The organism is Methylophilales bacterium MBRSF5 (assembly GCA_001044335.1).
In the GTDB taxonomy this organism is placed as follows: domain Bacteria; phylum Pseudomonadota; class Gammaproteobacteria; order Burkholderiales; family Methylophilaceae; genus BACL14.
Genome location: CP011001.1, coordinates 219,816 through 244,179, shown reverse-complemented (window position 1 = coordinate 244,179; position 24,364 = coordinate 219,816). Strand labels below are relative to the sequence as shown.

General features: G+C 34.4%; 21 protein-coding genes and 2 pseudogenes. 6 read left to right on the top strand and 17 right to left on the bottom strand.

Annotation, left to right across the window (positions count from 1 at the left end):
• The first annotated feature begins 1 nt into the window (after position 1).
• The 3 genes from UZ34_01405 to UZ34_01395 are packed head-to-tail and all read left to right on the top strand — an operon-like array spanning position 2 to position 2,776.
• Complete coding sequence (locus UZ34_01405; protein AKO64124.1) at positions 2-913, top strand: hypothetical protein; 912 nt, start codon at positions 2-4, stop codon at positions 911-913.
• Positions 906-2,156: a gamma-glutamyl phosphate reductase gene (locus UZ34_01400; protein AKO64123.1), complete on the top strand. Its 1,251-nt coding sequence runs from the start codon at positions 906-908 to the stop codon at positions 2,154-2,156. The genes UZ34_01405 and UZ34_01400 overlap by 8 nt, the downstream gene beginning before the upstream one ends.
• Positions 2,156-2,776, top strand: coding sequence for a hypothetical protein (locus UZ34_01395; GenBank protein ID AKO64122.1), 621 nt, complete (start codon positions 2,156-2,158; stop codon positions 2,774-2,776). Before UZ34_01400 ends, UZ34_01395 begins: the two co-directional genes overlap by 1 nt.
• On the opposite strand, the gene UZ34_01390 is transcribed toward UZ34_01395, so the two are convergent.
• From UZ34_01390 to UZ34_01370, 5 genes and pseudogenes are all read right to left on the bottom strand, one after another.
• Complete coding sequence (locus tag UZ34_01390) at positions 2,765-3,397, bottom strand: hypothetical protein (GenBank protein ID AKO64121.1); 633 nt, start codon at positions 3,395-3,397, stop codon at positions 2,765-2,767. The two genes, UZ34_01395 and UZ34_01390, sit on opposite strands and share 12 nt — an antisense overlap.
• Positions 3,397-4,218, bottom strand: a complete 822-nt coding sequence (locus UZ34_01385; protein ID AKO64120.1) for a hypothetical protein — start codon at positions 4,216-4,218, stop codon at positions 3,397-3,399. The genes UZ34_01390 and UZ34_01385 overlap by 1 nt, the downstream gene beginning before the upstream one ends.
• Positions 4,215-4,970: a hypothetical protein gene (locus tag UZ34_01380; protein AKO64119.1), complete on the bottom strand. Its 756-nt coding sequence runs from the start codon at positions 4,968-4,970 to the stop codon at positions 4,215-4,217. Before UZ34_01380 ends, UZ34_01385 begins: the two co-directional genes overlap by 4 nt.
• A pseudogene (locus UZ34_01375) lies at positions 4,960-6,021 on the bottom strand (hypothetical protein). The gene UZ34_01380 and the pseudogene UZ34_01375 overlap by 11 nt, the downstream one beginning before the upstream one ends.
• 78 nt (positions 6,022-6,099) lie before the next feature.
• Positions 6,100-7,080, bottom strand: coding sequence for a biotin synthase (locus tag UZ34_01370; GenBank protein AKO64118.1), 981 nt, complete (start codon positions 7,078-7,080; stop codon positions 6,100-6,102).
• An 89-nt stretch (positions 7,081-7,169) separates the two neighbouring features.
• Between UZ34_01370 and UZ34_01365 the strand changes: the two genes are divergently transcribed.
• Positions 7,170-7,634: an rRNA methylase gene (locus UZ34_01365; protein ID AKO64117.1), complete on the top strand. Its 465-nt coding sequence runs from the start codon at positions 7,170-7,172 to the stop codon at positions 7,632-7,634.
• Here UZ34_01365 and UZ34_01360 read toward each other — a convergent pair.
• The 4 genes from UZ34_01360 to UZ34_01345 form a co-directional block, all read right to left on the bottom strand.
• On the bottom strand, positions 7,631-8,623 hold the full coding sequence (locus UZ34_01360) for a glycerol-3-phosphate dehydrogenase (GenBank protein ID AKO64116.1): 993 nt from the start codon (positions 8,621-8,623) through the stop codon (positions 7,631-7,633). The two genes, UZ34_01365 and UZ34_01360, sit on opposite strands and share 4 nt — an antisense overlap.
• Entirely contained in the window at positions 8,620-9,027 is a 408-nt protein-coding gene (locus UZ34_01355) for a hypothetical protein (GenBank protein ID AKO65128.1), read from the bottom strand. Before UZ34_01355 ends, UZ34_01360 begins: the two co-directional genes overlap by 4 nt.
• 37 nt (positions 9,028-9,064) lie before the next feature.
• Positions 9,065-9,580 (bottom strand): preprotein translocase subunit SecB, encoded by a 516-nt coding sequence (locus UZ34_01350; GenBank protein ID AKO64115.1) that lies wholly within the window; start codon positions 9,578-9,580, stop codon positions 9,065-9,067.
• 62 nt (positions 9,581-9,642) lie between these two features.
• The gene (locus tag UZ34_01345) at positions 9,643-9,906 is read right to left on the bottom strand and encodes a glutaredoxin (GenBank protein ID AKO64114.1); all 264 of its coding nucleotides are present in this window, start codon (positions 9,904-9,906) and stop codon (positions 9,643-9,645) included.
• A 98-nt stretch (positions 9,907-10,004) separates the two neighbouring features.
• On the opposite strand from UZ34_01345, the gene UZ34_01340 reads away from it, so the two are divergent.
• The gene (locus UZ34_01340; protein AKO64113.1) at positions 10,005-11,534 is read left to right on the top strand and encodes a phosphoglyceromutase; all 1,530 of its coding nucleotides are present in this window, start codon (positions 10,005-10,007) and stop codon (positions 11,532-11,534) included.
• A 545-nt stretch (positions 11,535-12,079) separates the two neighbouring features.
• Positions 12,080-12,721: pseudogene (locus UZ34_01335) on the top strand (hypothetical protein).
• A 2-nt stretch (positions 12,722-12,723) separates the two neighbouring features.
• Here the strand turns inward: UZ34_01335 and UZ34_01330 are convergent.
• From UZ34_01330 to UZ34_01295, 8 genes are all read right to left on the bottom strand, one after another.
• Entirely contained in the window at positions 12,724-13,143 is a 420-nt protein-coding gene (locus UZ34_01330) for a hypothetical protein (GenBank protein AKO64112.1), read from the bottom strand.
• Entirely contained in the window at positions 13,130-15,721 is a 2,592-nt protein-coding gene (locus tag UZ34_01325) for a protein disaggregation chaperone (GenBank protein AKO64111.1), read from the bottom strand. The genes UZ34_01330 and UZ34_01325 overlap by 14 nt, the downstream gene beginning before the upstream one ends.
• A gap of 73 nt (positions 15,722-15,794) precedes the next feature.
• Positions 15,795-17,972, bottom strand: a complete 2,178-nt coding sequence (locus UZ34_01320; GenBank protein ID AKO64110.1) for a hypothetical protein — start codon at positions 17,970-17,972, stop codon at positions 15,795-15,797.
• A 71-nt stretch (positions 17,973-18,043) separates the two neighbouring features.
• A complete protein-coding gene (locus tag UZ34_01315) occupies positions 18,044-18,679 on the bottom strand; it encodes a molybdopterin-binding protein (GenBank protein AKO64109.1) in 636 nt (211 codons plus the stop codon).
• Entirely contained in the window at positions 18,676-19,131 is a 456-nt protein-coding gene (locus tag UZ34_01310) for a hypothetical protein (GenBank protein ID AKO65127.1), read from the bottom strand. The genes UZ34_01315 and UZ34_01310 overlap by 4 nt, the downstream gene beginning before the upstream one ends.
• Complete coding sequence (locus UZ34_01305; GenBank protein ID AKO64108.1) at positions 19,124-21,895, bottom strand: isoleucine--tRNA ligase; 2,772 nt, start codon at positions 21,893-21,895, stop codon at positions 19,124-19,126. The genes UZ34_01310 and UZ34_01305 overlap by 8 nt, the downstream gene beginning before the upstream one ends.
• Positions 21,892-22,782, bottom strand: a complete 891-nt coding sequence (locus UZ34_01300; protein AKO64107.1) for an FMN adenylyltransferase — start codon at positions 22,780-22,782, stop codon at positions 21,892-21,894. The genes UZ34_01305 and UZ34_01300 overlap by 4 nt, the downstream gene beginning before the upstream one ends.
• Positions 22,779-24,317 carry a membrane protein gene (locus UZ34_01295; GenBank protein ID AKO64106.1) on the bottom strand — a complete coding sequence of 513 codons (1,539 nt, stop codon included), beginning with the start codon at positions 24,315-24,317 and terminating at the stop codon, positions 22,779-22,781. Before UZ34_01295 ends, UZ34_01300 begins: the two co-directional genes overlap by 4 nt.
• Between the last annotated feature and the right edge of the window lie 47 nt (positions 24,318-24,364).

The following is a 24,364-nucleotide window of genomic DNA, read 5'->3' as shown; positions in this document are numbered from 1 at the left end:
ATTGAAAGTTTTTGATCTCACATCCGATGTGATAAAAAAACATAATATTTTTTTCTTATACGATCATGATGCATGTATTTCTGATCATTGCATTCATGAGATAAAAGTTAATTTAGGAATTAAAGATCTATCTATAGACATCAATGAAATCTCCTTTGAAGACGAACTGAATCAATACCTTTCGCAAGATTTGTTTGGAGAAAGGCACTTGATAAAAATAAATATAAAAAATGCAAAAAATATTCCCAAAATTAATGCGATATTAAGAGAAAATTCAAGTGAAAACGTTTTCATTATCAAATACTCAAAAAAGGATAAAATTGATTTTGAAGGATTAAATTCATTATTTATTGACACAGAGATCAAAGAATTTGAAAAAAACAAATATCTTGCTTATTTAATAAACTCTTATAGTATTGATTTAACATCAGACGAGATAAACTCAATTGAGGTCGCTACTGCAAATAATTATTTAGCACTCCATAATGTTTTGAAATTAAAAACCTTATACACAAAAAATAATATTGATAACCAGTCAAGCTATGAAGGCTTTGATATCATTGCATCTATTTTTAAAGACAAACAAGAAGTTTTTATTAATAAAGTTGAAAAATTTTTACAATCCTTAAATGATCCAATTCAATTCAATAGTTTATTATTTTGGTTTTTTAAAGCTGTTTATCGTTATAAAAATGATTCAAGCATTAATTTGAAAAATTTAAGGTTATTTGGAGATCTTTCAAAATTTTGCCAAGCTGCTTCGTCAAAGATGAGTCTCAAACTTTTAGAAAATATTATTCAAAAAATTCACTTAGTTGATAAAATAAGTAAAGGTCAATATATTGATCTTGATGCTAAGTTGGAAATAAAAAAAATTTTACAAATTTGTTTTTTAAAGGCACGTAATGGATAAATATTTAAAAAATCTTCTTATTAATGCAAAAACAGATTCGGCCTCAATTGCAAATGCATCATCATTATCTAAGAATGAATTTCTTTTACATCTTGAAAAACAATTAATGTCTAACAAGACAAAAATTATTAGTGAAAACAAAAAAGATTTAAGCCTAGCAAAAAAAAATGATTTGGATCCAGCCTTTATTGATCGACTAGTTATCAATGGTAAGACGTTAGATTCAATGTGTGAAGGTTTAAGAAATATTCATTCTTTAAATGACCCGATAGGAAATATTGAAAATATCAATGTTAGGCCAAATGGTTTAAAAATTGGAAAAATGCGAGTCCCACTTGGAGTCATATTAATAATTTATGAATCCAGGCCTAATGTTACTATTGATGTAGCTGCCCTTGCGGTTAAATCAGGAAATTCTGTAATCTTAAGAGGCGGTTCTGAAGCTCTTCACTCAAATTTATTTTTAGGGAAGCTAATTCAAAAGGCATTGCAATTAGCTAAGCTTCCTCCAAATGCAGTACAAATAGTAAATAAAACTGATCGATCATTAGTTGCCGACCTGATCACGGTAAAAGACTATATTGATGTCATCATTCCTAGGGGCGGGAAAGGTTTAATCAAAAATATTAGTGATAATGCCAAAATACCAGTTATTAAACATCTTGATGGAAATTGTCATATTTATGTTGACGAGTTTGCGTCAATAAATCAGGCAATTAATATAGTTGAAAATTCAAAAACCCAAAGGTATGGGACATGCAATACGCTAGAGTCACTTGTTGTTCATAAATCAATTGCTGATCAATTTTTAAAAAAAATTGCATCTAAATTTAAAAAACATAAAGTTGAAATACGCGGCTGCAATGAGACATGCAAGATACTTACCAACATAACAAAAGCCACTTCTGAAGATTTTTTTGAAGAATATTTAGCACCAATCATATCCATTAAGATTGTTCATTCTCTAAAAGCAGGGATAGACTTTATTAACAAACATTCATCTAAACATACTGAAGCTATAATCACGGAAAATTATACTCATGCACAAACTTTTTTAAAGTTAATAGATTCATCTAGTGTGATGGTTAATACCTCAACAAGATTTGCAGACGGTTTTGAGTACGGCCTAGGAGCAGAAGTGGGAATCTCTACTGATAAATTTCATGCTCGTGGGCCTGTTGGCCTTGAGGGATTAACGTCAGAAAAATATATTGTCTATGGCGAAGGGCAAACTCGCTCATAATGCAAAATAATGTTGCGCTGTTTGGCGGTGCTTTTGATCCCTTTCATAATGGCCATCAATATATTATCAATCAACTCAAATTATTAAATTTTAAAAATATTATTCTTGTCCCAACCGGAGTATCTGCCTTCAATAAAAATTTAACAGAAGCAAGACATCGTATTAATATGATAAATGCTGCAACCAAAGATGTCGAAGTAAGTAATTATGAGGTGAATCAATCAGACCAAATTACCTTTTCAATAGATACCATTAAATATTACCTAAAAACATACCCACAACTTGTTCTTGTATTTGGAGAAGATTGTTTTTACAGCTTTGATAGATGGAAAGACTGGAAGAAAATTACAGAGTTAGTAAAGATAATTGTCATAAAGAGAAAATCAGATATTGATGACTTTCATCGGATAGCAAAAACAAAAAAGATTGATATAGTAAAAAATTTCAAAGAATTTCAAAGTCAACAAAATAACTGTCTGTATTACCACGATGGAGATGGCTATGATGCTTCATCCAGTGAAATAAAAAAAATAATTAAAAATCAGCGCATCGAAGATGTTCAGAATTTAATTTCCGAGGATGTGCTTAATTACATCATAAAAAATAAACTATATATTTAATTTAAAATTAGAATCATTGTGCCTCGCGATGCCTAGGCATTTCGATTTGATATTTTGTTTTAAATATTCAATATTTTTGTCAACCTCATCCATCTCAGGATCAATGAGATTCCCGACCCATCCAGCTGCCTTAATACCATTTGATTCGAGTACGTGCTGAGTTAGTAAGGCATCATTTATACATCCGAGTTTTAACCCTATAATTACAATTACAGGAATATCTAGATGGCGAATCAGGTCTAGATTCGTCCTAGATTGGTCCACCGGGGATAATAAACCCCCAACACCCTCAACCAGAATACGATCGTATTCGTTTTCTAGATCATTTATCTTTTGTTTAATAAGATTAAAGTCAATTTGCATACCCTCCTCTTCTGTTCCAATATGAGGGGAGACAGCTTTTTTTAAGGAGTAAAAATTAATTTTATGATGGTCATTAATTGAAGCCTGGCAATCTAAGAGGGTCTGGACATCTTCATTTATTGAATTCTGACTAAATCCAGCAGCAATGGGTTTAATACCAATAATTTTTTTTCTCGATAAGATATTTTTTAGAATGGCAGAGGTAATATATGTTTTACCAATACCTGTGCCAGTACCAGTGATGAAAAATTTTTTCATTACTTCATTAACCTTATAACATGTTCTTCTGCATTTCGAATTTTCCAGGCATGGCCCAGAATTACTTCATAACTGAGGATGTTTTTATTATTTTTTTTAAATTGATCTAAATGATCAATCAGTTTTAATAAATAATTTTTTCCTCTGAGGCTTTTATTAGAATCCTCCGATTTTGTCACTCCAATTTTTTTTAAATCACGCAATGCTGATAATGCATCGTCATATTGATTTTGATACTCATCTCTTATTAAAACTGGATCGTAAAAATTATTATTATTTAATATCCCAGCATATTCTTGAATCGTTAAGAAATTTTGGGTTAACTCATTAGCTTTAAATTGTTGTAATTCAATTAATGTATTTTTTAAAAAAGAGGAAAACAAAAATAAGCCATCAATAGTTAATATATTATTTATATTTTTGAATAGTAGATCAACATTCTCAGACCATTGAATTGAATTGCTAGAAATGATTAGATCAAAAGTATTGTCATGAAATGGTAATTGATCCATATCAGCATTCACAAAATATCTTTTTTTAGATGAAAACAATTTATTAAAAAAAGTTCTTTTATTCATTGATACTTTTAACATATCTAATGAAAAATCAAGCTCATATATCTCCGCTTTTGGAAAAATCTTTTCCAATAAGATTGAATTTTTTCCTGTTGCAGAACCAATATCCAATATTCGCTTGGGATTTATTTTTATATAATTTAGTCTATCGATCAACTCCTCGGCAATTATTGATTGCATTACAGCATCCCGATCGTAATGTTCTGCTGCACTGTTGAAATCTTTAATTTTTTTTAATTTATTCATGAATAAATATCATCAAGATAGGTAGCACATTCATCAGGATGTGATAAAAAAGGAACATGCGAGGCTTTATTGATAAATTTTGTTTTTTTTACATTCTTAATATTTTTTTGCATGAATGTTTGTGATTGAATAGGAACAATTTTATCTTGATCCCCAGCAATTAAATAAATATCGCAATTCATATTACCCATAAATGTTAAAAAGTTATTATTTTTCATATGTGACAAATAAAATTTAAGCGAATTAATATTAATATCTTTAGATGCAACACATTTTATTAAATAATTTAGGATAGCTTTTTTGTTCTCTTGGCCTAATAGTTGTAGATTAAAAAAATTGGTCAAAGTTTTCTTTTGATCACTCATAATCGACTTTGCAAAATTTTCAAAAATAACTTCATTGAGTCCAAACTTCCATAAATCATTGTTTACGAAAATTGGTGTTGATGAGGTAAGTGTAATTTTTTTTACCTTTTCCCTATTTAATCGATAAATTTCTATTGCAATTTGACCGCCTAAGGACCACCCAAAAAGGTCAAAAGAATCATAGTTATAATTTTGTATCTCGTCATTGATCTGATTGATACATTTCTCCCAGGCATCATTTTCATCCATTTCAGGCAAATCAAAGAATAGAAGTTGATATTTATTTTTATCAAGCTTTTCAAAAAATGGCTTGAACACATCTTTATTCATGGCCCATCCATGAATGAAGATTATAGGATGACCTGCGCCTAATGACTCAATTAACATTTGAAAGTGAACTATTCAGAGCGTCAGCTAAATGAATAATGTCATTTTTTGAATGTCTTGCAGATATGCTGATCCTCAGTCTTGATTCTGAAAACGGGACAGTCGGCGAGCGAATAGCTGCAACATGAATTTTTTTTTCTAAAAGTTCTTTTTGAATATTTATTACCAATTCATTATCTTTTATCAAGATAGGTTGTATTGGCCCATCGACATTCATTAGTAACTGTTTTTTATGAATCAAATTTCGAAATAAATTAATATTTTTATTTAACTTCTTTCTTAATTTTTCGCCATTCATTATTAAGTCAATTGACTTTAAAATTCCATCAGCAAGATACGGAGGTGAGGCGGTTGTATAAATATATTCTCGTGATTTTTGTTTTAGATAATCAATGATTTTTTTTGATCCGCAAATCATAGCTCCCGTTAGCCCTGCAGATTTGCCAAATGTTGTGAGATGAATAATATTACTTTTATCTATGTCAACCCCCACCTGACTCTCAAGTAACCCTAATCCTTTGGAGCCATAGACTCCAAACCCATGAGCATCATCAATGTATAAATAAGTTTTATATTTTATGGATAATGAATATAGCCTTGATAAATCTGCGATATCACCATCCATGCTAAATACACTATCGGTCACTATAATTTTATTTTCTTTTGTTGAATTTTTTAATTTTTGTTCAAGAAAATCATAATCGAGATGTGGGTAACGAGTGATTGGTGATTGAGTTGAAAACATTCCATCATAGATAGATGCATGACAAAGTTTATCTAAGAAAATATCAAACTCGCCTTTTATTATATTTTTAAAAAAAGATACATTCGCGTTGAACCCGCTATGGTAAAAAAGACCATCTTCAAAATTAAGTATATTTGCCAATTTTAACTCTAGATTGCTGTGGCTTCGAAAGTGGCCTGAAATGAGATGGGATGCACCTGAGCCATTTCCAAACTCGTCGATTGATTTTTTCATGGCTCTTGAAATGCTTTTATTTTTTCTAAGACCAAGGTAATCGTTATCTGAAAAATTTAAAAAGTTTTTATTTCTATCTTCCCTATTTCTCAATAATTTTTTTTCTTCAATATCTTGAAGTTCTATAGCTATATCTTTTTCAATCATTAATTAATTGGTTTTGATTCCAAGTTTTTTTAACAACTCCTGATCCTTTTCAGATGCTGGATTATCTGTGGTTAAAAGCTCATCACCATAAAAGATTGAATTAGCACCAGCAAAAAATGCCAGGGCTTGTGTGGATTCATTCATTTTTTCTCGCCCTGCTGACAAGCGCACATAGCTCTTTGGCATAACGATTCTTGCTACAGCAATTGTTCTAACAAAATCAAAATGGTCTAACTCCGCTTGACCAAATAGTGGTGTTCCTTCCACTTGTGTCAAAAGATTAATGGGAACACTTTCCGGCTGAGGTGTGAGGTTGGACAACTGAGCTAATAACCCAGCCCTTTCAGTAAGCGACTCTCCCATCCCGACAATTCCACCACAACAAACATTAATACCCTGATCACGAACATTCTTTAATGTGTCAAGTCGATCCTCGTAAGTTCTGGTGCTTATAATATCTCCGTAAAATTCTGGCGAAGTATCTAAGTTATGATTATAGTAATCTAACCCAACGTCTTTTAACTGCTTTGCCTGATCCCCATCCAGCATACCAAGAGTTGCACATGACTCCATGCCTAATTTCTTTACTTCTGTAATCATATCTTTTACTAGATCTAAATCTTTTTGTTTTGGACTTCGCCAGGCAGCACCCATGCAAAAACGAGTTGCACCGGAAGCTTTTGCTTCTTTAGCTGCATGAATAACCTCTTCGAGGGCCAATATCTTTTCATTTTCTACATCAGTGTCATACCTTGCGGATTGGGGACAGTAAGCACAGTCTTCTGAACATCCTCCAGTTTTAATTGATAGCAATGTACTTAACTGAACCTGATTGGGGTTAAAGTTTTCTCTATGCACTTGATGCGCCTGAAAAATTAAATCATTAAAAGGTTTTTCAAACAAAGAGCTAATATATTCAATCGATATTGACTGATCACTTGATAAATTCTTATCAATTTTATTAAAATGAATGGGTTGGTCCATATTAATCCTTTTTTTATTTAAATATTATAATATCAGATGAAGTAAACTAAAAATGAAAATTAATTAACTAATGTATAAAAAATAATCAAATGTTTAATATTGTCCTCTATGAGCCAGAAATTCCACCTAATACCGGAAATATTATTAGACTTTGTTCTAACTCTAATTGTAAATTGCACCTCATAAAACCTCTAGGGTTTGAATTGAGTGAAAAAACTTTGCGGAGAGCTGGTTTAGATTATATAAAAGATGAGTTATATGTCATCTATGAGAACTATTCTGATTTTTTATCAAAGAATAAAAATATCAACTTGTTTGGAATAACAACCAAGGGAAAAGAATATTACCACTCAGTAAGTTTCAAACCTGATGATTTCTTTATGTTTGGCCCGGAAACTCGAGGTTTGCCTGATTCTATAAGGAATCAAATTGAACCTAATCATTTACTAAGGGTGCCGATGGCAGAGAATAGTCGGAGTATTAATTTAGCTAATACAGTGTCTATTATTTTATACGAAGCCTGGAGGCAAAATAATTTCTTAGGGAGTATTTAATTTTCTGTTGTCAATGATCGTGACAACAGATTTTTTACTGCGGCTTTAGCAGATATCTCATTAGTCAATACACGATACACTTCACAAGTAATAGGCATATCAATGTTTTCATGCTTAATTCTATTAAATACTTCATAACAAGCATTAACACCCTCGGCAACATGACCAAGAGATGAAAGAATTTCATCTAAACTTTTACCTTCCGCTAACCGAATACCAACCTCACGATTACGTGAGTACTGACCGGTACATGTAAGCAATAAATCACCAATTCCCGCCAAACCTATGAAGGTATCTTCAGATGCATTCAATGCCTTTCCAAATCGGGTTATTTCAGCTATTCCTCTAGTTATTAAGGCAGCCCGTGCATTATTTCCAAAACCCATACCATCAGATATTCCAGAGGCTATTGCAATAATATTTTTTAAGGAGCCACCAACCGTTACGCCAGCAATGTCATCACTCAGATACACGCGCATGCTGCCATGGTGGAATATTTTTGCTACAGAGTTAGATAATTCTGGGTTTGTAGTTGCAAGAGTCACTGCCGTAGGAAGATCTCTTACTAATTCAGCTGCGAAGCTTGGTCCAGATAAGACGCCATAAGCAAGTTCTTTGTTTACAAGATAGTCTTGAATTATTTCATGTGGAAAAAGACTAGAACCAGCCTCAAGTCCCTTGTTAGTCCATATGATAGATTTATTAGGATCAATAGTCTGTATATTTTGAATTATCTCTACAAAAGCGGATGTTGGCACTGATGAAATAACTATATCTGATGATAATACTGCCTCATCTAATGAAGATGTTAATTCAAGCTGATCGGGGAAAGTAAAATCACCAAGATACTTTGGATTGGAACGGGCTTTTTTCATACCAGAGACGTGGCCAGAGTCTCGGGCCCATAATTTTACCGGGAAAGCTTTTGCCGCCTGTATTGCTAAAGCAGTCCCCCATGCGCCTGCACCTAGAACCGCAACCTTCATTATTTAATACCCCACAAATCAGTAGCTTTAATAAAACCCTCAATGTCCCCCACTTTGGAGTACACTTTTACCCAATTATCAATTTTTTTTGCATCTAAAAGCTCAAGAGTAACGTTCTCATTCACCTTTGCAAGGATAGGGCTCGCTGATGAAGGTTCTAAGTAAATTGGATTATCGCTGTTTAAATTCAAAACTGTTCTTTTCGATGATAAATCAATCGTTTTGATCCAATTGATCAATCCCTCATGATCCTTCACTTTTTTCCATTCTTTTAAGCTGACAATTACCTCAAGCGGATATCCTTTTGTAACAATAAAAGATTTTTTTGTTGAGCCTGATGGCGCTTCATGAAGAAATGCTTGATCAGCATTCACTGACATAAAATCCGCATAAGCAAAAGAGCTTATGAAACAAAAAAACAAAAGTGGAAACCACTTTTGTTTTTTAATCATTCTTGTTTTGCTCTTGGGCTTGTTGTTGTTTTTGCTGAAGGTATAAATTTTCAAAGTTAATTGGGTTCAAGAGAACTGGTTGAAATCCTGATTTCGTTACCATGTCAGATACCGCTTCCCTTGCATATGGAAAAAGAATATTTGGGCACGTGATCGCGAGCACCATCTCTAAACCCTCCTCAGGGATATTATTAATTTGGAAAATACCAGACTGAGTTACTTCAACGAGAAAGGCCACTTTATCATCTTGTTTTGAAGTGACAGTCACTTGCAGCGATACATCATAAAAACCATCCGCTAAAGGTTTAGCGGTATTATTCAACTCGATACCAATTTTAGGTGCTTCACGATTCGTAAAAATCTCTGGAGCATTAGGTACTTCAACTGATGCGTCTTTTAAATATAATTTTTCAATTGCAAATCCCGGTTGTTGTGCCTGTGATGGATCAACGCCTTTTGCATTGCTTTTTTTTGTTTTAGTTGCTTTCTTTTTTTTATCTTCAGCCATATTTATTCCAACTTAATTTTTTAAAAAGTGATTTTACACTTATAAATGTGTAAAACATAGTCTTAAATCTTTGAATCTGAAATCACTTTGTCTAATTCACCGGACTGGTCAAATTTTCGTAAGTCATCAAATCCACCAACATGCTGGTCATTGATAAATATTTGAGGAACGGTTCTTCTTCCAGTTATTTCTATCATTTGTAATAGATCATCTTCTGATTTATCTATAAAAATTTTTTTAATATTATTTAGTCCTTTTTTGTTAAGCAATTTTTCGGCATTGGTGCAGTAAGGACAAAAATTACTCGTATACATTATTACTTTCATATCACTTATATGGGTCTTTATTTTAAAAATTCAATACTTTTCAAAAAACTAATCTTTGGTTATATATAGACGATTTTTCAAATGATATAATTCAAACTATGTCAAAGAAAACAATCACCTTATTAATCCTTGATGGATTTGGTCACTCCTCTAACCATGACCATAATGCCATTTCTCATGCAATAACTCCTAATCTTGATTTTTTAAAATCGAATTATCCAAACGGCCTTATTAATGCATCAGAAAACCACGTAGGCTTACCAGATGGTCAAATGGGAAATTCTGAGGTTGGCCATATTAATATTGGTGCTGGTCGTGTAGTTTATCAGGATATCCAAAAAATAAATAACTCCATCAGAAACAATGAGTTACAAAATAATGTAGTCCTCAAAACTAGTTTCAACGAGCTTAAGAAAAATCAAGGTAGGCTGCATTTGCTTGGATTACTTTCTGATGGCGGTGTCCATAGTCATTACGATCACTTTGAAGCTTTTCTGAAGATTGCAAAAGGTAATGGTATAAAGAATACCTTCGTTCATGCATTCCTAGATGGACGAGACACCCCTCCTAAGAGTGCTAAAAAATATCTAGATAAATTAGATACATGGATATCATCTAACAGTTATGGCGTCATTGGATCCATAAGTGGTCGATTTTATGCAATGGATCGGGATAACAGATGGGATAGAGTCAAATTAGCTTACGACATGCTTACAGAAGGCAAAACTGATCATGTTTATCAAAACAGCATCAAAGCTTTAGACTCTGCATATCATAGAGGAGAGACAGATGAGTTTGTCTTGCCATCATTATTAGATTCTAAAAGCATAATTCAAGAAAATGACATGGTGGTCTTTCTTAATTTCCGATCTGATCGTGGCAGAGAGTTAACTCGTGCCTTTAAAGATAAACGTTTTACCGAATTTGAAAGATCAACCAAATTAACCAGCCTCAATTATTTAACCATGACCTGCTATGATCAGTCATTTGAAAATATTTCAGTGCTGTTTCCCCCAGAAAAACTTACAAATACTCTCGGTTCATATTTAGCCGACAAGGGTTTAACTCAGCTTAGAATTGCTGAAACAGAAAAATATCCTCATGTGACATTCTTTTTTAACGGCGGCGAAGAAGCCAAATTTAAAAATGAAGATCGGATTCTCATTCCATCACCTGATGTTAGAACCTATGATTTAAAACCTGAAATGAGTGTCTACGAAGTTTCTGAAAGATTAATTGAATCTATCAATTCAAAAAAATATGATGTCATCATATGTAATTTTGCCAATGGCGATATGGTGGGTCATACAGGTAATATGGAGGCAGCAAAAAAAGCTGTCGAAGCCATGGATAAATGCATTGGTGATATTATCTCAGCAACAGAAAATATATCTGGCTCCTTAATAATTACAGCTGATCATGGTAATGCTGAATTGATGCTTGATGTTGAAAATAATCAAGTCCACACACAACATACAACAAACCTAGTTCCATTCATTGTCATGGACAACCGAGCAAAAAAAGTTTCTGATAGTGGTAGCTTATCTGATATTGCTCCAACAATACTTGCCATGATGGATATAGAGGCACCTAGTGAAATGACAGGAAAAAATTTAGTCACCTTTTGATGAAAATAATTTTAATTACCCTTTTTCTTCTTTTTTATTTATCCCCTGCTACAAGTGGTATCGATGAAAGTACAAAAGACCTTGATAATGTAAAGAAACAAATCAAGGATATAGATAAAGAAATCAAGAAAAATAAGGATAAGAAGAAGAGCATTGACAATGAAATAAAACAGCAAGAGAAAAAAATAAGTAAAACGCGAAAAGAAATTCATAGCATCAATAAAAAATCAAAACAAAATCAAAAAAAATTAAAACAACTCAATAATGATCAAAAAAAGCTTGAACAGGAAATTAGTAAAAAAAAGATCTACCTATCAGCCCTCTTTTTGGATATCCATAAAAAAGGTGACTCTTCATACTTAAAGTCCATCATTGATGGGGACAACCCCAGTGATATTTTGCGAGACCAAAAATTAAAATCCTACTTCACTAACGCTCAATTTGAATTAATCAATCAATTACAGACAGACAAAAAAAAACTGATTGATACCAAGAAAATTATTAATAAAACCATAGCTAAGATTGATCGCCAAAAAAAGGATAAAAATAAAATAAAGAAACAATTAGAATCTGAAAAAAGTAATAAAAAACAATTACTTGCAAGCGTAGCCAAAGAGATAAAAAACAAAGAGCAGGCGAAGAAAAAATTAATTGAAGATGAAAAAAAATTAAAATCCATCATTGATGAGTTAGTTAAAAAAGCAGTAAAAGAGGAAGAAAAGGAAGAGTTAAGAAAAAAAGAAACAAAAAAAACAAAATCAACTGAAAAAGTTGTGCCATATAAAGGTGGCTCTTTTGCCAAGCTAAAAGGGAAGTTGACACTTCCTCTTAAAGGAAAAATTAGATATAAGTTTGGAACAAAAAGAAAAGATACTGGGGTTAAATGGAAGGGCATCTTTATTGAAGGCAAGGAAGGTCAAGATGTTAAATCAGTTGCTCATGGCAAAGTCGCTTATGCAGATTGGTTGAGAGGTTTTGGTAACCTCATCATCATTGACCATGGTCAAGGGTATATGAGTCTATATGGTTATAATGAATCAGTTTTATTAAATGTCAATGATGAAGTTAAAGAAGGTGACATTATTGCTACAGTTGGAAATACTGGGGGTCTAGGTATAAATGGTTTATATTTTGAACTCCGTAAAAATAGTAAACCATTTAACCCATTAGGTTGGACAAAAAAATAACATCATTCACCGATAATATGGGTAGCAATAGATCGATTATGAGCTGAAAATCGATGCTCATACAAGAAAATTCCTTGCCATTGACCAATTTGTAAGACACTATTTTGAATAGGAATTGATAGATGCGTCTGCGTCAATGCTGTTCTAATGTGTGCTGGCATGTCATCAGCACCTTCCATCGTATGAATAAAGTCCGAAGAACCATCCGGCACTAATTTTGAAAAAAATGTTTCCATGTCAACCAAAACATCTGGATCATAATTTTCATTAATTAATAGGCTAGCGGATGTATGTTTGATGTATGCAGTAAACAAACCATTCTCAATTGCAGAATTACCTACAATTTTTTTAATATCGGCGGTAATGTCATAAAAACCGCGGCCTCTTTTGGTTGTTATTTTGATATCGTCAAACTTTTGCATGATCTAATTTATTAAATAAAAATCTATCATTATTAAAATCAATTTCTAGAACGTCTTTATCTAAAAATTTACCAGATAAAATTTCTGTTGAAAGTTTATTTTCAATTTCATTTTGAATGGCTCTCTTTAGCGGTCTTGCACCATAAATAGGGTCAAAACCGGCCTTACCAATTTCAGATACTGCTCTATCTGTCACCTTTGCCTGTATTCCAATTTTTTTAAGCTTAAGTAATAGATTCTCTAGTTGAATTTTTGTTATATCACGTAAATGTCTTTCACCCAGTCCATGGAAAACAACAACATCATCTATTCTATTGATAAATTCAGGTTTGAAATAATTTTTCACCTCTGCTATGACTGAAATTTTGATTACCTGATAATCATCTTGGGTCATTTTTTGAATTAAGTCAGACCCTAAGTTAGAAGTCATAATAATGACCGTATTTTTAAAATCGACAGTTTTCCCCTTGCCGTCAGTAAGCCTACCTTCATCTAAGACCTGAAGAAGTACGTTAAAGACATCAGGATGAGCTTTTTCAATCTCATCAAGCAATATCACACTATATGGCTTTCTTCTGACGGCTTCAGTTAAATAGCCGCCTTCTTCATAACCAACGTAACCAGGAGGAGCGCCAATAAGTCTAGCAACAGAATGCTTTTCCATAAATTCAGACATATCAATGCGAATTAGATGCTCTTCGCTATCAAACAAAAAGCTAGCCAATGATTTTGATAGCTCGGTCTTACCCACGCCAGTTGGTCCTAAAAATAAAAAGGATCCGTATGGCTTTCCCTCGTCACTCAAGCCTGACCTTGATCGTCTTATGGTATTTGAGATTGATTTGACCGCCTCGTCTTGTCCCACGATACGCTGATGCAAAACAGACTCCATATTAATTAATTTTTCTTTCTCGCCTTGCATCATTTTTGCGACTGGAATTCCGGTTGCTCTTGAAACAACTTCTGCAATTTCATCAGCCCCGACTTCAGTTCGCAGCATTTTATTTTGTGATGCAGGTTTTGTTACATCAGCTTTTTTTAATTGTTCTTCAAATTTAGGAATTTCACCATACTGCAGTTCGGACACTCTCTGCCAATTCCCTTTCCTTTTTTCTTCTTCCATAGAAATTTTTAGAGATTCCAATTTCTCTTTTATATCTTTAGCTCCAAGCAAGGACGCTTTTTCTGACTTCCAAATCTCTTCTAAGTCAGCAAATTCTTTTTCAATTTTTTTAATTTCAGATTCAATAATCTCAAATCTTTCTTTTGAGGCAGCATCTTTATCTTTTTTTACTGCTTCTCGCTCAATCTTCAGTTGAATCAGTCTTCTTTCTAATTTATCCAACTGTTCAGGTTTTGAATCAATTTCAATTTTTATTCTTGATGCAGCCTCATCAATGAGATCAATCGCCTTGTCCGGAAGAAATCTATCTGTGATATATCGATTAGATAATTCAGCTGCAGCAACAATTGCTGGATCTGTAATCTCTACATTGTGATGTAACTCATACTTTTCTTGCAATCCTCTTAAGATGGCAATGGTTGCTTCCACATTAGGTTCATCTACCATGACTTTTTGAAAACGACGTTCTAATGCAGCATCTTTTTCTACATACATTCGATATTCATTCAGCGTGGTTGCCCCGACACAATGTAATTCACCACGCGCTAAAGCAGGTTTAAGCATATTGCCAGCATCCATAGCCCCTTCAGTTTTACCGGCTCCAACCATGGTGTGAATTTCATCGATAAATAAGATAATGTTTCCTTGGCTAGCGTTAATCTCTTTTAATACTGCCTTCAATCGTTCCTCAAAATCACCTCTGTATTTTGCGCCGGCCAATAATGCCGCCATATCCAGTGACAGTACCTGTTTATTCTTTAATGAATCTGGCACCTCCTGATTCACTATTCTTTGTGCAAGACCCTCAATGATTGCTGTTTTACCAACTCCAGGCTCCCCAATTAATACTGGGTTATTTTTACTTCGGCGTTGTAACACTTGAATTGTTCTTCGAATTTCATCATCTCGACCAATCACCGGATCCAACTTACTATCTCTTGCCAATTGGGTCAGATCAATCGTATATTTTTGCAAAGATTGGCGATGATTTTCTGCATCTGGAGTTTTGATATTTTCTTCATTCCTAGCACTCATAACAATCTCCTTTAATTTGTTAAAATTTATTCCGTGATCAATTAGGATTTCTTTGAGACCACTTTTATCAGTCTCAAGACTTAAAAGAAATAAATCCGTCGATATGTAATCATCTTTCAACTCAAAGGCTTTTTTTTCAACCCAATTAAGGAGAGAATTTAATTGTCTCGAAATAGTCGGCTCATTATCATTGGATTGCGATTGTGGAAAATTTATAATCAGCTGCTCAATGGAGTTATAGGCCGTATTTTTCATTCCTGATAAACGGAGATAATCCTGAATATCATCATTGTTGGAAGATGAAATAAGCGCCTTTAATAGGTGTGCTGGTTCAATCTGAGTATGATTAGATACATTTGCCAAGGACTGAGCCTCAGCAATAGCCTGTTGAAATTTGGTGGTTAATTTATCAAATCTCATCTTTCATTTTCCATATAAGAATTGTTCATGTTTCTTATATGGTGATGAAATTTATTTTTTCAATTTTTTTTGGCTAGAAAGAATACTCAATTGATGTGAAGATAGACCTGCCTATGCCTGGAACATTTACAGCGTTGGCGTATGTTAGCCCCATACCAGTTGTGTTCATAGTTTTCCCCTGGCCCATGTAAACACCACCTAAAGGATGATCATAATCTCGATCAAATAAGTTATAGATACCCAAATTCAGTTGCAGGTTTTCTTTTTGGTACGTGGACTTCAAGTCAACAAGAGCATAGCCGCTGGTTTTCATCTCCTGACGAATATCATTAACATTTTTCTTGCTATCCACTAATTGGATATAGATCCCGTTATTCCAATGATTAATCTTTTGGCTAAAGATCAATTTTAAATTGGTTGGCATCACATGATAGAGGTCATCATTCGAATCGGTATTAACTCCTTTGACATGACTGAGTTTGGAATCAAAATAAAAATCTCCAAGCTTAGCAATATTGCCTAAATATTGGGAGGTCTTCACATCAAACCCCCATAGGCGAGCATTTTGATTACCAAGTGTCAGTGTTCGAAACCCGTCCGCTCTGGAAGTATAGGACACAGCATCAATATAGTCATCAATATAAGTTAAGTAAGGCTTGAAATGAACATTCCATAATTGCTTGTCAGCATCATGGAATACGGCGGCGTAGGCAAAGGTATGCGCTGTTTCTTTATCCAAATTCACATCGCCCACGTATCCATTTCCATCCCCAAACCAGTTCGCCATAGAAGCTGCCATGGCATTGTTAGACCACAAGTACCTTTCTTGCAGTGTTGGTGATCTATTCTTCATGGAGTAGCCAAACTCGTGGGTCTGATTCAGATTAGGAGAATAGGCGGCTGATAAACTTAAATCCAGATGGGTATCATCTTTTTTATGATTGAGCGCATTGAAGCTATTTGCATCTGCAGCATAACCCATGTTGTTATAGCCTTGCACATCGTTGGTATCCATCTCGACCTGGGTGAGTCTGATCCCAGACTGGGTAAACCACTCTTTGGACCATTGGTGGTCTAGTTCTGTAAAGATACTATATCTATCCCGCTTACCATCGTTAATATTTTTCATGACGTTTGGTGACATCATGCCCCCGGTAGGATCCCAGCTATCATCTATCTCATAAAACTGCGTTTCTAATCCAGATCGAAGCGTACTTTTGTCATTCAGGTAAATATCCGATACCGCATTAAACCCAGTGGTGAAGCCGTGGTGCGTCATGGACATTCCAGGTGTTCCAGAATAATTGAAGTTTTTATTTTTTCCAAAATTCATTTTGGTTTCTACCTGGTGGTGATAGGCCTGAAGCTCTAGCTTTCCCCAAGCAAAAGAAATTGTGTCGTTAAGTTGAATCTTATGGGTGTGTTGGCCCACCACATCCATCCGCTGATTCATAAAACCTTGGTATGGGATAGATTGATAGTCAAATTTAATTTCAAGTAGATGATTATCTAACTGGTAGCCATAACTCAATTGATGATTCTCCATTCGATATCCGCTGGAAGCGATTTCATCATCTCGAATTCCGCCTTTATCCGATGTTCCACCGTAATTAGCCTCTTTAAAATTATTTGCACTGGAATAGTTATTGGACTGAGAATAACTACCAGAATATTTGAAATATGCGTTACCAGAAGCAACAGAAGATTTGAAATGAACCCCTTGTTCGTCATTATTACTTTTGTAAAAACTTTTAATGTTGGTCGAATAAATTAATTGATCGTCTTGGCTAAAGGTAGGTTTCTTTGTCTTTATTTTTATACTGCCAGCAATGCTGTCGCCCCCCATACTCACTGGTGTGATTCCCGCAAATACTTTTATAAAATCAACATCATTGATATCAATAAAGGATAGATCGGTGTCGGTATGAGAGGTACATGCAGAATTTAGGTCCACGCCATCCACGCTGATCCTTATTCTGTCATCATTCAATCCTTGCATATAAGGGATCGAGGACACTGATCCGTTTGCGGCATTATCAATCCCCGTAAAATACTCTAAAAGTGATGAGGTGTCCTGCTTGAATTGCTGATTAAGTCTCGATGAACCGATACTCTCGCCCGAGGTTATTTCACCCGGGGTGACAACATCGGTGATGACATAGATCTCTCGTAGCGATAGACCCTCATCCGCCATGATGGCAACACTAAAAAAAAGGGAGGAAATTAGAAATAAAAAGGATATAAATTTCATGAAATATTCTAATAATTTAGAGAGTGATTATAAATGACCGCATCAGGAAATGGAACAGGAAATATTCCTATTTATTTGGAATACCTCTGTTCAAGCCATGGGTCAGCATCGTTGTGGTAACCCCTTTCTTCCCAAAATCCTGGACGATCTTCATTATGCAACTCAATCGATTTAATCCATTTCGCACTCTTCCATGCGTATCGTTTTGGCACAACAACCCTGACAGGTCCGCCGTGTTCTTTTGTTAAAGGCTGGTCATCAAATTCAAATGCCAGCAACACGTCATCATCTAAGATTGCATCCAATGGAAGATTGGTGGTGTAATCGTCATAGGAATGAAAGGTAATAAATTTTGCATGTTCAAGAGGATTGGTTAACTTTAAGAGGTCTCTTGGTCTAAAGCCCTTCCACTTTAGATCAAACTTAGACCAATGGGTCACACAATGAAAATCAGATATGTCTTCAACAATATCGAATTTGCTCTTTAGGCTCTCATAATCAAATTCGAGCTCATGTTTAACTTCACCATAAATTTTTAAGGTCCATTCATTTAAGCTAACCTCAGGTGTGATGCCCAAGTCTAGAACCGGAAATTTTTCTGTCAATGTTTGCCCGCTAGGTAAGCGCGCGTGTGACTCTTTTCCCAATGGCTTATTATTCGATTGAGCTTTTTTAATTTTTTCCTCAAACAGTTTATTAAATGTCATTTAATTTTTCCTTTTAACAAGCCTAAAAGATATATAATTGCTCCAATCGTAATTGCTGAATCTGCCACATTAAATGCTGGCCAATAATATTCATTGATATGCAGATAGATAAAGTCCGTCACATGTCCATTTAAAAATCTATCAATTAAATTTCCAATAGCGCCGCTAATAATTAACATGATTGATGTCGACCCATATGGACTGGATATATTTTGTCTATATAAATAAATTAAGTAAGTTAAGATAACTAGGGTTAAGAGAATAAAAAAGTTGTTTTGCCAGCCAGATGCGCTATCTAAAAAGCTAAATGCAGCGCCCGTATTTTGAAAATGAACAATCTTAAAAAAATTATTTATTTCCAAATATTCCGTGAAAGGGATATTCTTTTCAACCCAACTTTTAGAGAGCTGATCAATAAGTATGATGCATAAGCCTATAAGAAGCTTACGCATACTTTCTTTTTTCTCCATCTCCAAAAAGATTTGTAATACAACGTTCACAGATGGAGGGGTGTTCCTGGTGAGTGCCTACAGAGGGTTCAAAATGCCAGCATCTGTCACATTTGTCATGATTAATTTTTTTAACACTGACAGAGAGTCTTTGTTGTTCTTCAATCAAACTCACGCTAGATACGATAAAGATGAAATGGAGCTCTGATTCATAAGGTTTTAAAATTTGAAAAGTTTCTGGCTTACATGACAGCTGAATACCACACTCCAGAGCTGAACCTACCAACCCTTTCTCTCTTTCAGCCTCAATACTCTTATTCACTATTGGCCTGATATCTTCAATCTCCCGTAAAAATTGGAGTTCTTCTTGATTCAAAGATGAAGATGTAAATTCATACCATGATTCCTTAAAAATATTTTGATCATCAGTTATCGTCTGCCATAACTCCTCAGCAGTAAAGCTTAAGATAGGTGCAATCATTCGCGTTAAGGCGTGAGTGATGTGATACAAAGCAGTTTGTGCTGAACGTCTTTCCAAAGATTTCTCTGGCATGGTGTAAAGTCGATCTTTAATGATATCTAAATAAAATCCTCCCATGTCTTCAGAACAAAAACTGACTAATTTTTTTGATAGGTGGTGAAAGTCATAGCTTTCATAAAGCTGAGCTATTTCTTTTTGGAGTGCGTCGGTTTTAAGAAGCGCGTATTTGTCCAACAATAACAAATTGGATTCTTCTAACATCATAGAAGATGCATCAAAATCAGATATATTTGCACATAAAAATCTTAGTGTATTTCTTAGCCTTCGATAACCATCGGCAGACCTTTTAATGATCTCATCAGAAATATTTAATTCTCCTGAAAAATCAGTCATTGCCACCCAAAACCTGAGAATATCGGCACCATACTGGTCCATTATTTTTTGTGGGGCAATCACATTCCCTTTAGATTTACTCATTTTTTTCCCTTGACCATCCACCACAAAACCATGAGTTAGTAACGCTTTATACGGGGCCTGCCCAGAAATAGCAGAGGCAGTAAGTAAGCTGGATTGGAACCAGCCTCGATGCTGATCTGACCCTTCTAAATAGAGATCGGCAGGGTAATTTAAATTATCATTAGTTTTTAACACTGATTCATGAGTAGTCCCAGAGTCGAACCATACATCTAAGGTGTCCGTCACTTTCTTATAATGTTTTGTATCATCCCCAAGCCATTCATTGATATCCAAATCAAACCAAGCATCAATACCATGCTCTTCGATCAAAAAAGCAATTTTTTCAAAATACTCGTCAGTCTTAGGATGTGGCTCATCTGTTTCTAAGTGGGTAAAAATAGTGATGGGTACTCCCCAATTTCTTTGCCGTGAGATGCACCAATCCGGTCTATTTTTCATCATTCCCTCAAGTCGTGCCTTTCCCCATGATGGAATAAATTCTGTTTGTTCAACCTGCTCTTTGGCAATATCTCTTAAAGTCTTTTGACCAAGTGATAGATTCATGCCGATAAACCATTGTTGTGTAGCTCTAAATATAATTGGGGTTTTATGACGCCAACAGTGCGGGTAACTATGTTCAAATGATTTTTTAAAAATAAGCGCACCATTCTCTATTAACAGATCGATAATTTCTGAATTAGCTTTCCATATATTTTGTCCTGCAAAGAACTCCACATTACTCTTAAAACTTCCCTCTTCGTTGACTGGATTTTCTACAGGCAGGTTATATTTCATGCCAACAATATAATCATCTAAGCCATGCGCTGGAGCAGTATGCACCAATCCCGTTCCATCTTCAGTTGTCACATGATCTCCTAATATGATTGGGACATGCTTTTCTACATAGAAAGGGTGATTGAATAAGAAGTTTTCTAGCTCCTGACCTAGGGTTGAATTTATTTTATTAACTGTTTGACCGGTTCTTGCAGCAAATTTATCAACAAGCTCATCTGCAATAACTAACAATTTTTCTTCTAGCTCAAGAAGAACATACTTTAGTTTTGGATTAACTGAAATAGCCTCATTGGCCGGTAGTGTCCAAGGTGTGGTTGTCCATATCACAGCATAAATGTCTTTTTCAAGCTTTGATGAATTAAATAATTGATGCAAGCCTGTTTGATCAACCCCTTTAAACGCCACATCAATTGATATTGAGGTTTTATTTTCATAATCAACCTCAGCTTCAGCGAGTGCGGAGCCGCAATCAAGACACCAATGCACAGGCTTATTACCTTGATACAGCATATTATTCTGGTAGATTTTTCCAAGTGAGCGAACAATATCCGCTTCTGTTTTTTTATTTAATGTTAGGTATGGGTTATCCCAGTCCCCCAATACGCCTAACCTAACAAAATCATTTTTTTGATTAGCTACTTGCAGGTTTGCATAATCCCTGCACAATTGCCGAAACTTCTTTGAATCAAGGTTCTTGCCATGCTCTTTTTCAATAGCTAACTCAATTGGAAGGCCATGACAATCCCAGCCAGGGGTATAAGGAGCATCATAATCTGACAATCCTTTAGATTTAACAATTATATCTTTTAATACTTTATTAACCGCATGACCAATATGAATATTCCCATTGGCGTATGGTGGACCATCATGGAGGATAAATTTAGGTTTTCCTTTTTTTACATCCCTAATTTGTTGATAGTATTTTTTTTCCGCCCATGAAGATACCCAACCTGGCTCACGCTGAGCCAAATTACCCCTCATAGGAAATTCTGTATCCGGTAGATTTAAGCTATATTTTTTATTGTCATCACTCATAATTTGAAAAATAGTTTTACATCATTAACATCAGAAGCTATTTGGTAAGACAATTCATTTGTAGTGGAAAATTTCTTTTCATCACGAATTTTTTTAAAGAAAGTGACATGCACATGTTTTCCATAGATATTCTTATCAAAGTCAAATAGATGAACTTCTAAAACTAAATTTTTTACACCGCCAAAGGTTGGTTTTAAACCTAAATTAGCAACCCCAAAAAAAGAATCTAATTTTACAGCAAACACTCCCGTCAATGGTGGGCTTTTATGAAACATATGGACATTTGCTGTTGGATATCCTAAAAGTCTGGCTTTTTTTTCTCCGTGAATCACTCTTCCAGCGATAACATAAGGCCTGCCTAATAAAGATTCAACCTGATGAAAATCAGCATCTTGCAATGCGTCTCGAACTCTAGAGCTGGAAATTCTCTCATCATTAAGAAAAATTGTTCCTGGCTGAGTGACTTGGATGCCAAATTGTTTAAGTTCATTTATTCCAAATTGTCTTTTCTTACCAAAACGAAAATCATCGCCAACAACCAAGCCCTCTACCAACAATTTGTTTTTTAAAATCTCAATAAAATCATTTCCTTCAAGATTGGAAAAATTCTCATCAAATCTGATTACATAAGCTCTATCAAGTTTGTGTGAGTGAAAGAATTCTAACTTCTCTCTTAGGCTAATCACTCTTTTTGGTGCAGCCTTAGGTTGAAAGAATTCTTTAGGATGTGGTTCAAATGTAATCACTGCTGATTCTAAATTTTTTGCCCTTGATTCAGAGATAACATGATTTATTAGTGATTGATGGCCCAAATGAATGCCATCATAATTTCCAATAGTGGCTATGCATGAACTTCTGGCTTGTTCAAAATGACGGTAGATTCTCATACATTATCTTTACTTAACTTATTTAATTTAACGCCTTGAATGAAAAGTAAGCTCACAAAAATAAGAGCACCTAGTGCAACTAATGCAAGCAACAAAATAATCCTATAAAGAAAACTTATACTCACCCAGTACTGAAAATCAGGATTGATGAAGTATAGAATTATTCCCATCGCAAATGCAGACAAAATAACCTTGATTAAAAAAATGAATGTTGTGGGTTCAATTTTAAAGTCATTCATTTTCTTTATTGATAAAAACAACATGACTGCGTTAAAGGTTGCACCGACACTAATAGCAAGCGCAAGTCCGACATGTTGAAAATAAGGAATTAAGATTAAATTCATTGCCTGGGTAACAAACAGTGTGATAACAGCGATTCTGACTGGTGTTTTTATATTTTTTTGAGAATAAAAAACTGGAGCAAATACCTTGATCATAATTAATCCGATCAATCCAAAACTATATGCATACAAGGCTTTGTGTGTCATTACCAAATCTAGCTCACTAAATTTTCCATAATAAAATAACGATGTAATTAAAGGTATCGATAACACTGCAATTCCAATTGCTGCTGGTATTGAAACTAGAAGTCCTATCCTAATGCTCCAGTTCATGAGTTTGTTAAATTCTTCATATTTTTTATTTGAAAATGATGAAGATAATGCTGGTAAAAATACCGTGCTTAATGCAACCCCCAAAACACCTGCAGGAAACTCCATCAATCGATCTGCAAAATATAACCAAGACACACTCCCCTGCTGAAGAAATGAAGCAAAAATAGTATTGATTAATAATGAAATCTGAGTAATGGAAACACCAATAATAGATGGCCCCATCAATTTAAGAACTTTCCAAACACCATCATCTCTCAAATCAAAATCTAATTTTGGAGACCAGCCTATTTTTAAGATAAAAGGGTACTGAAATAGTAATTGAACCACTCCTCCAAAAAATACAGCCCAGGCAAGAACAGTGACCGGTTCATCAAAATAGTCATAAAAAAATAATGCCGCAAGAATAAAACTTAGATTGAGGAATACTGGAGAAAATGCTGGAGCGGCAAATTTTCCAAATGTATTTAATACTCCACCAAACATGGCAACAATCGATATGAGAAAAATATATGGAAAGGTAATTTTTAAAAGGTCAGATGCCAAATTAAATTGGTAAGAGCCATACTCAAATCCTGGAGCGCTAATATATATCAACCACGGTGATGCGAAGACTCCTATGAGAGTAATTAACAGTAAAATGGCACTCAACAGAGTCACCACCTTATTTAAAAAAGCGTTGAATTCTTTTTTGGACTTATTTTTATAATCTGAAAGGGTTGGGATGAATGCCTGAGTAAAAGCACCTTCAGCAGTGATTCGACGTAACATATTTGGTAGTTTGAAAGCTACAAAAAAGGCATCAGTTGCTATACTGACACCAAATGCTCTTGCAATTATCATATCTCTGACAAAACCTAAGATTCTGGAGATAATTGTTAAGCTGCTAAAACTTATTAAATTGTTTACGATTTTTGTTTTCATCTATTTTATTATTATCGCAGATGACGGTATTTAAATGATTTAAAACT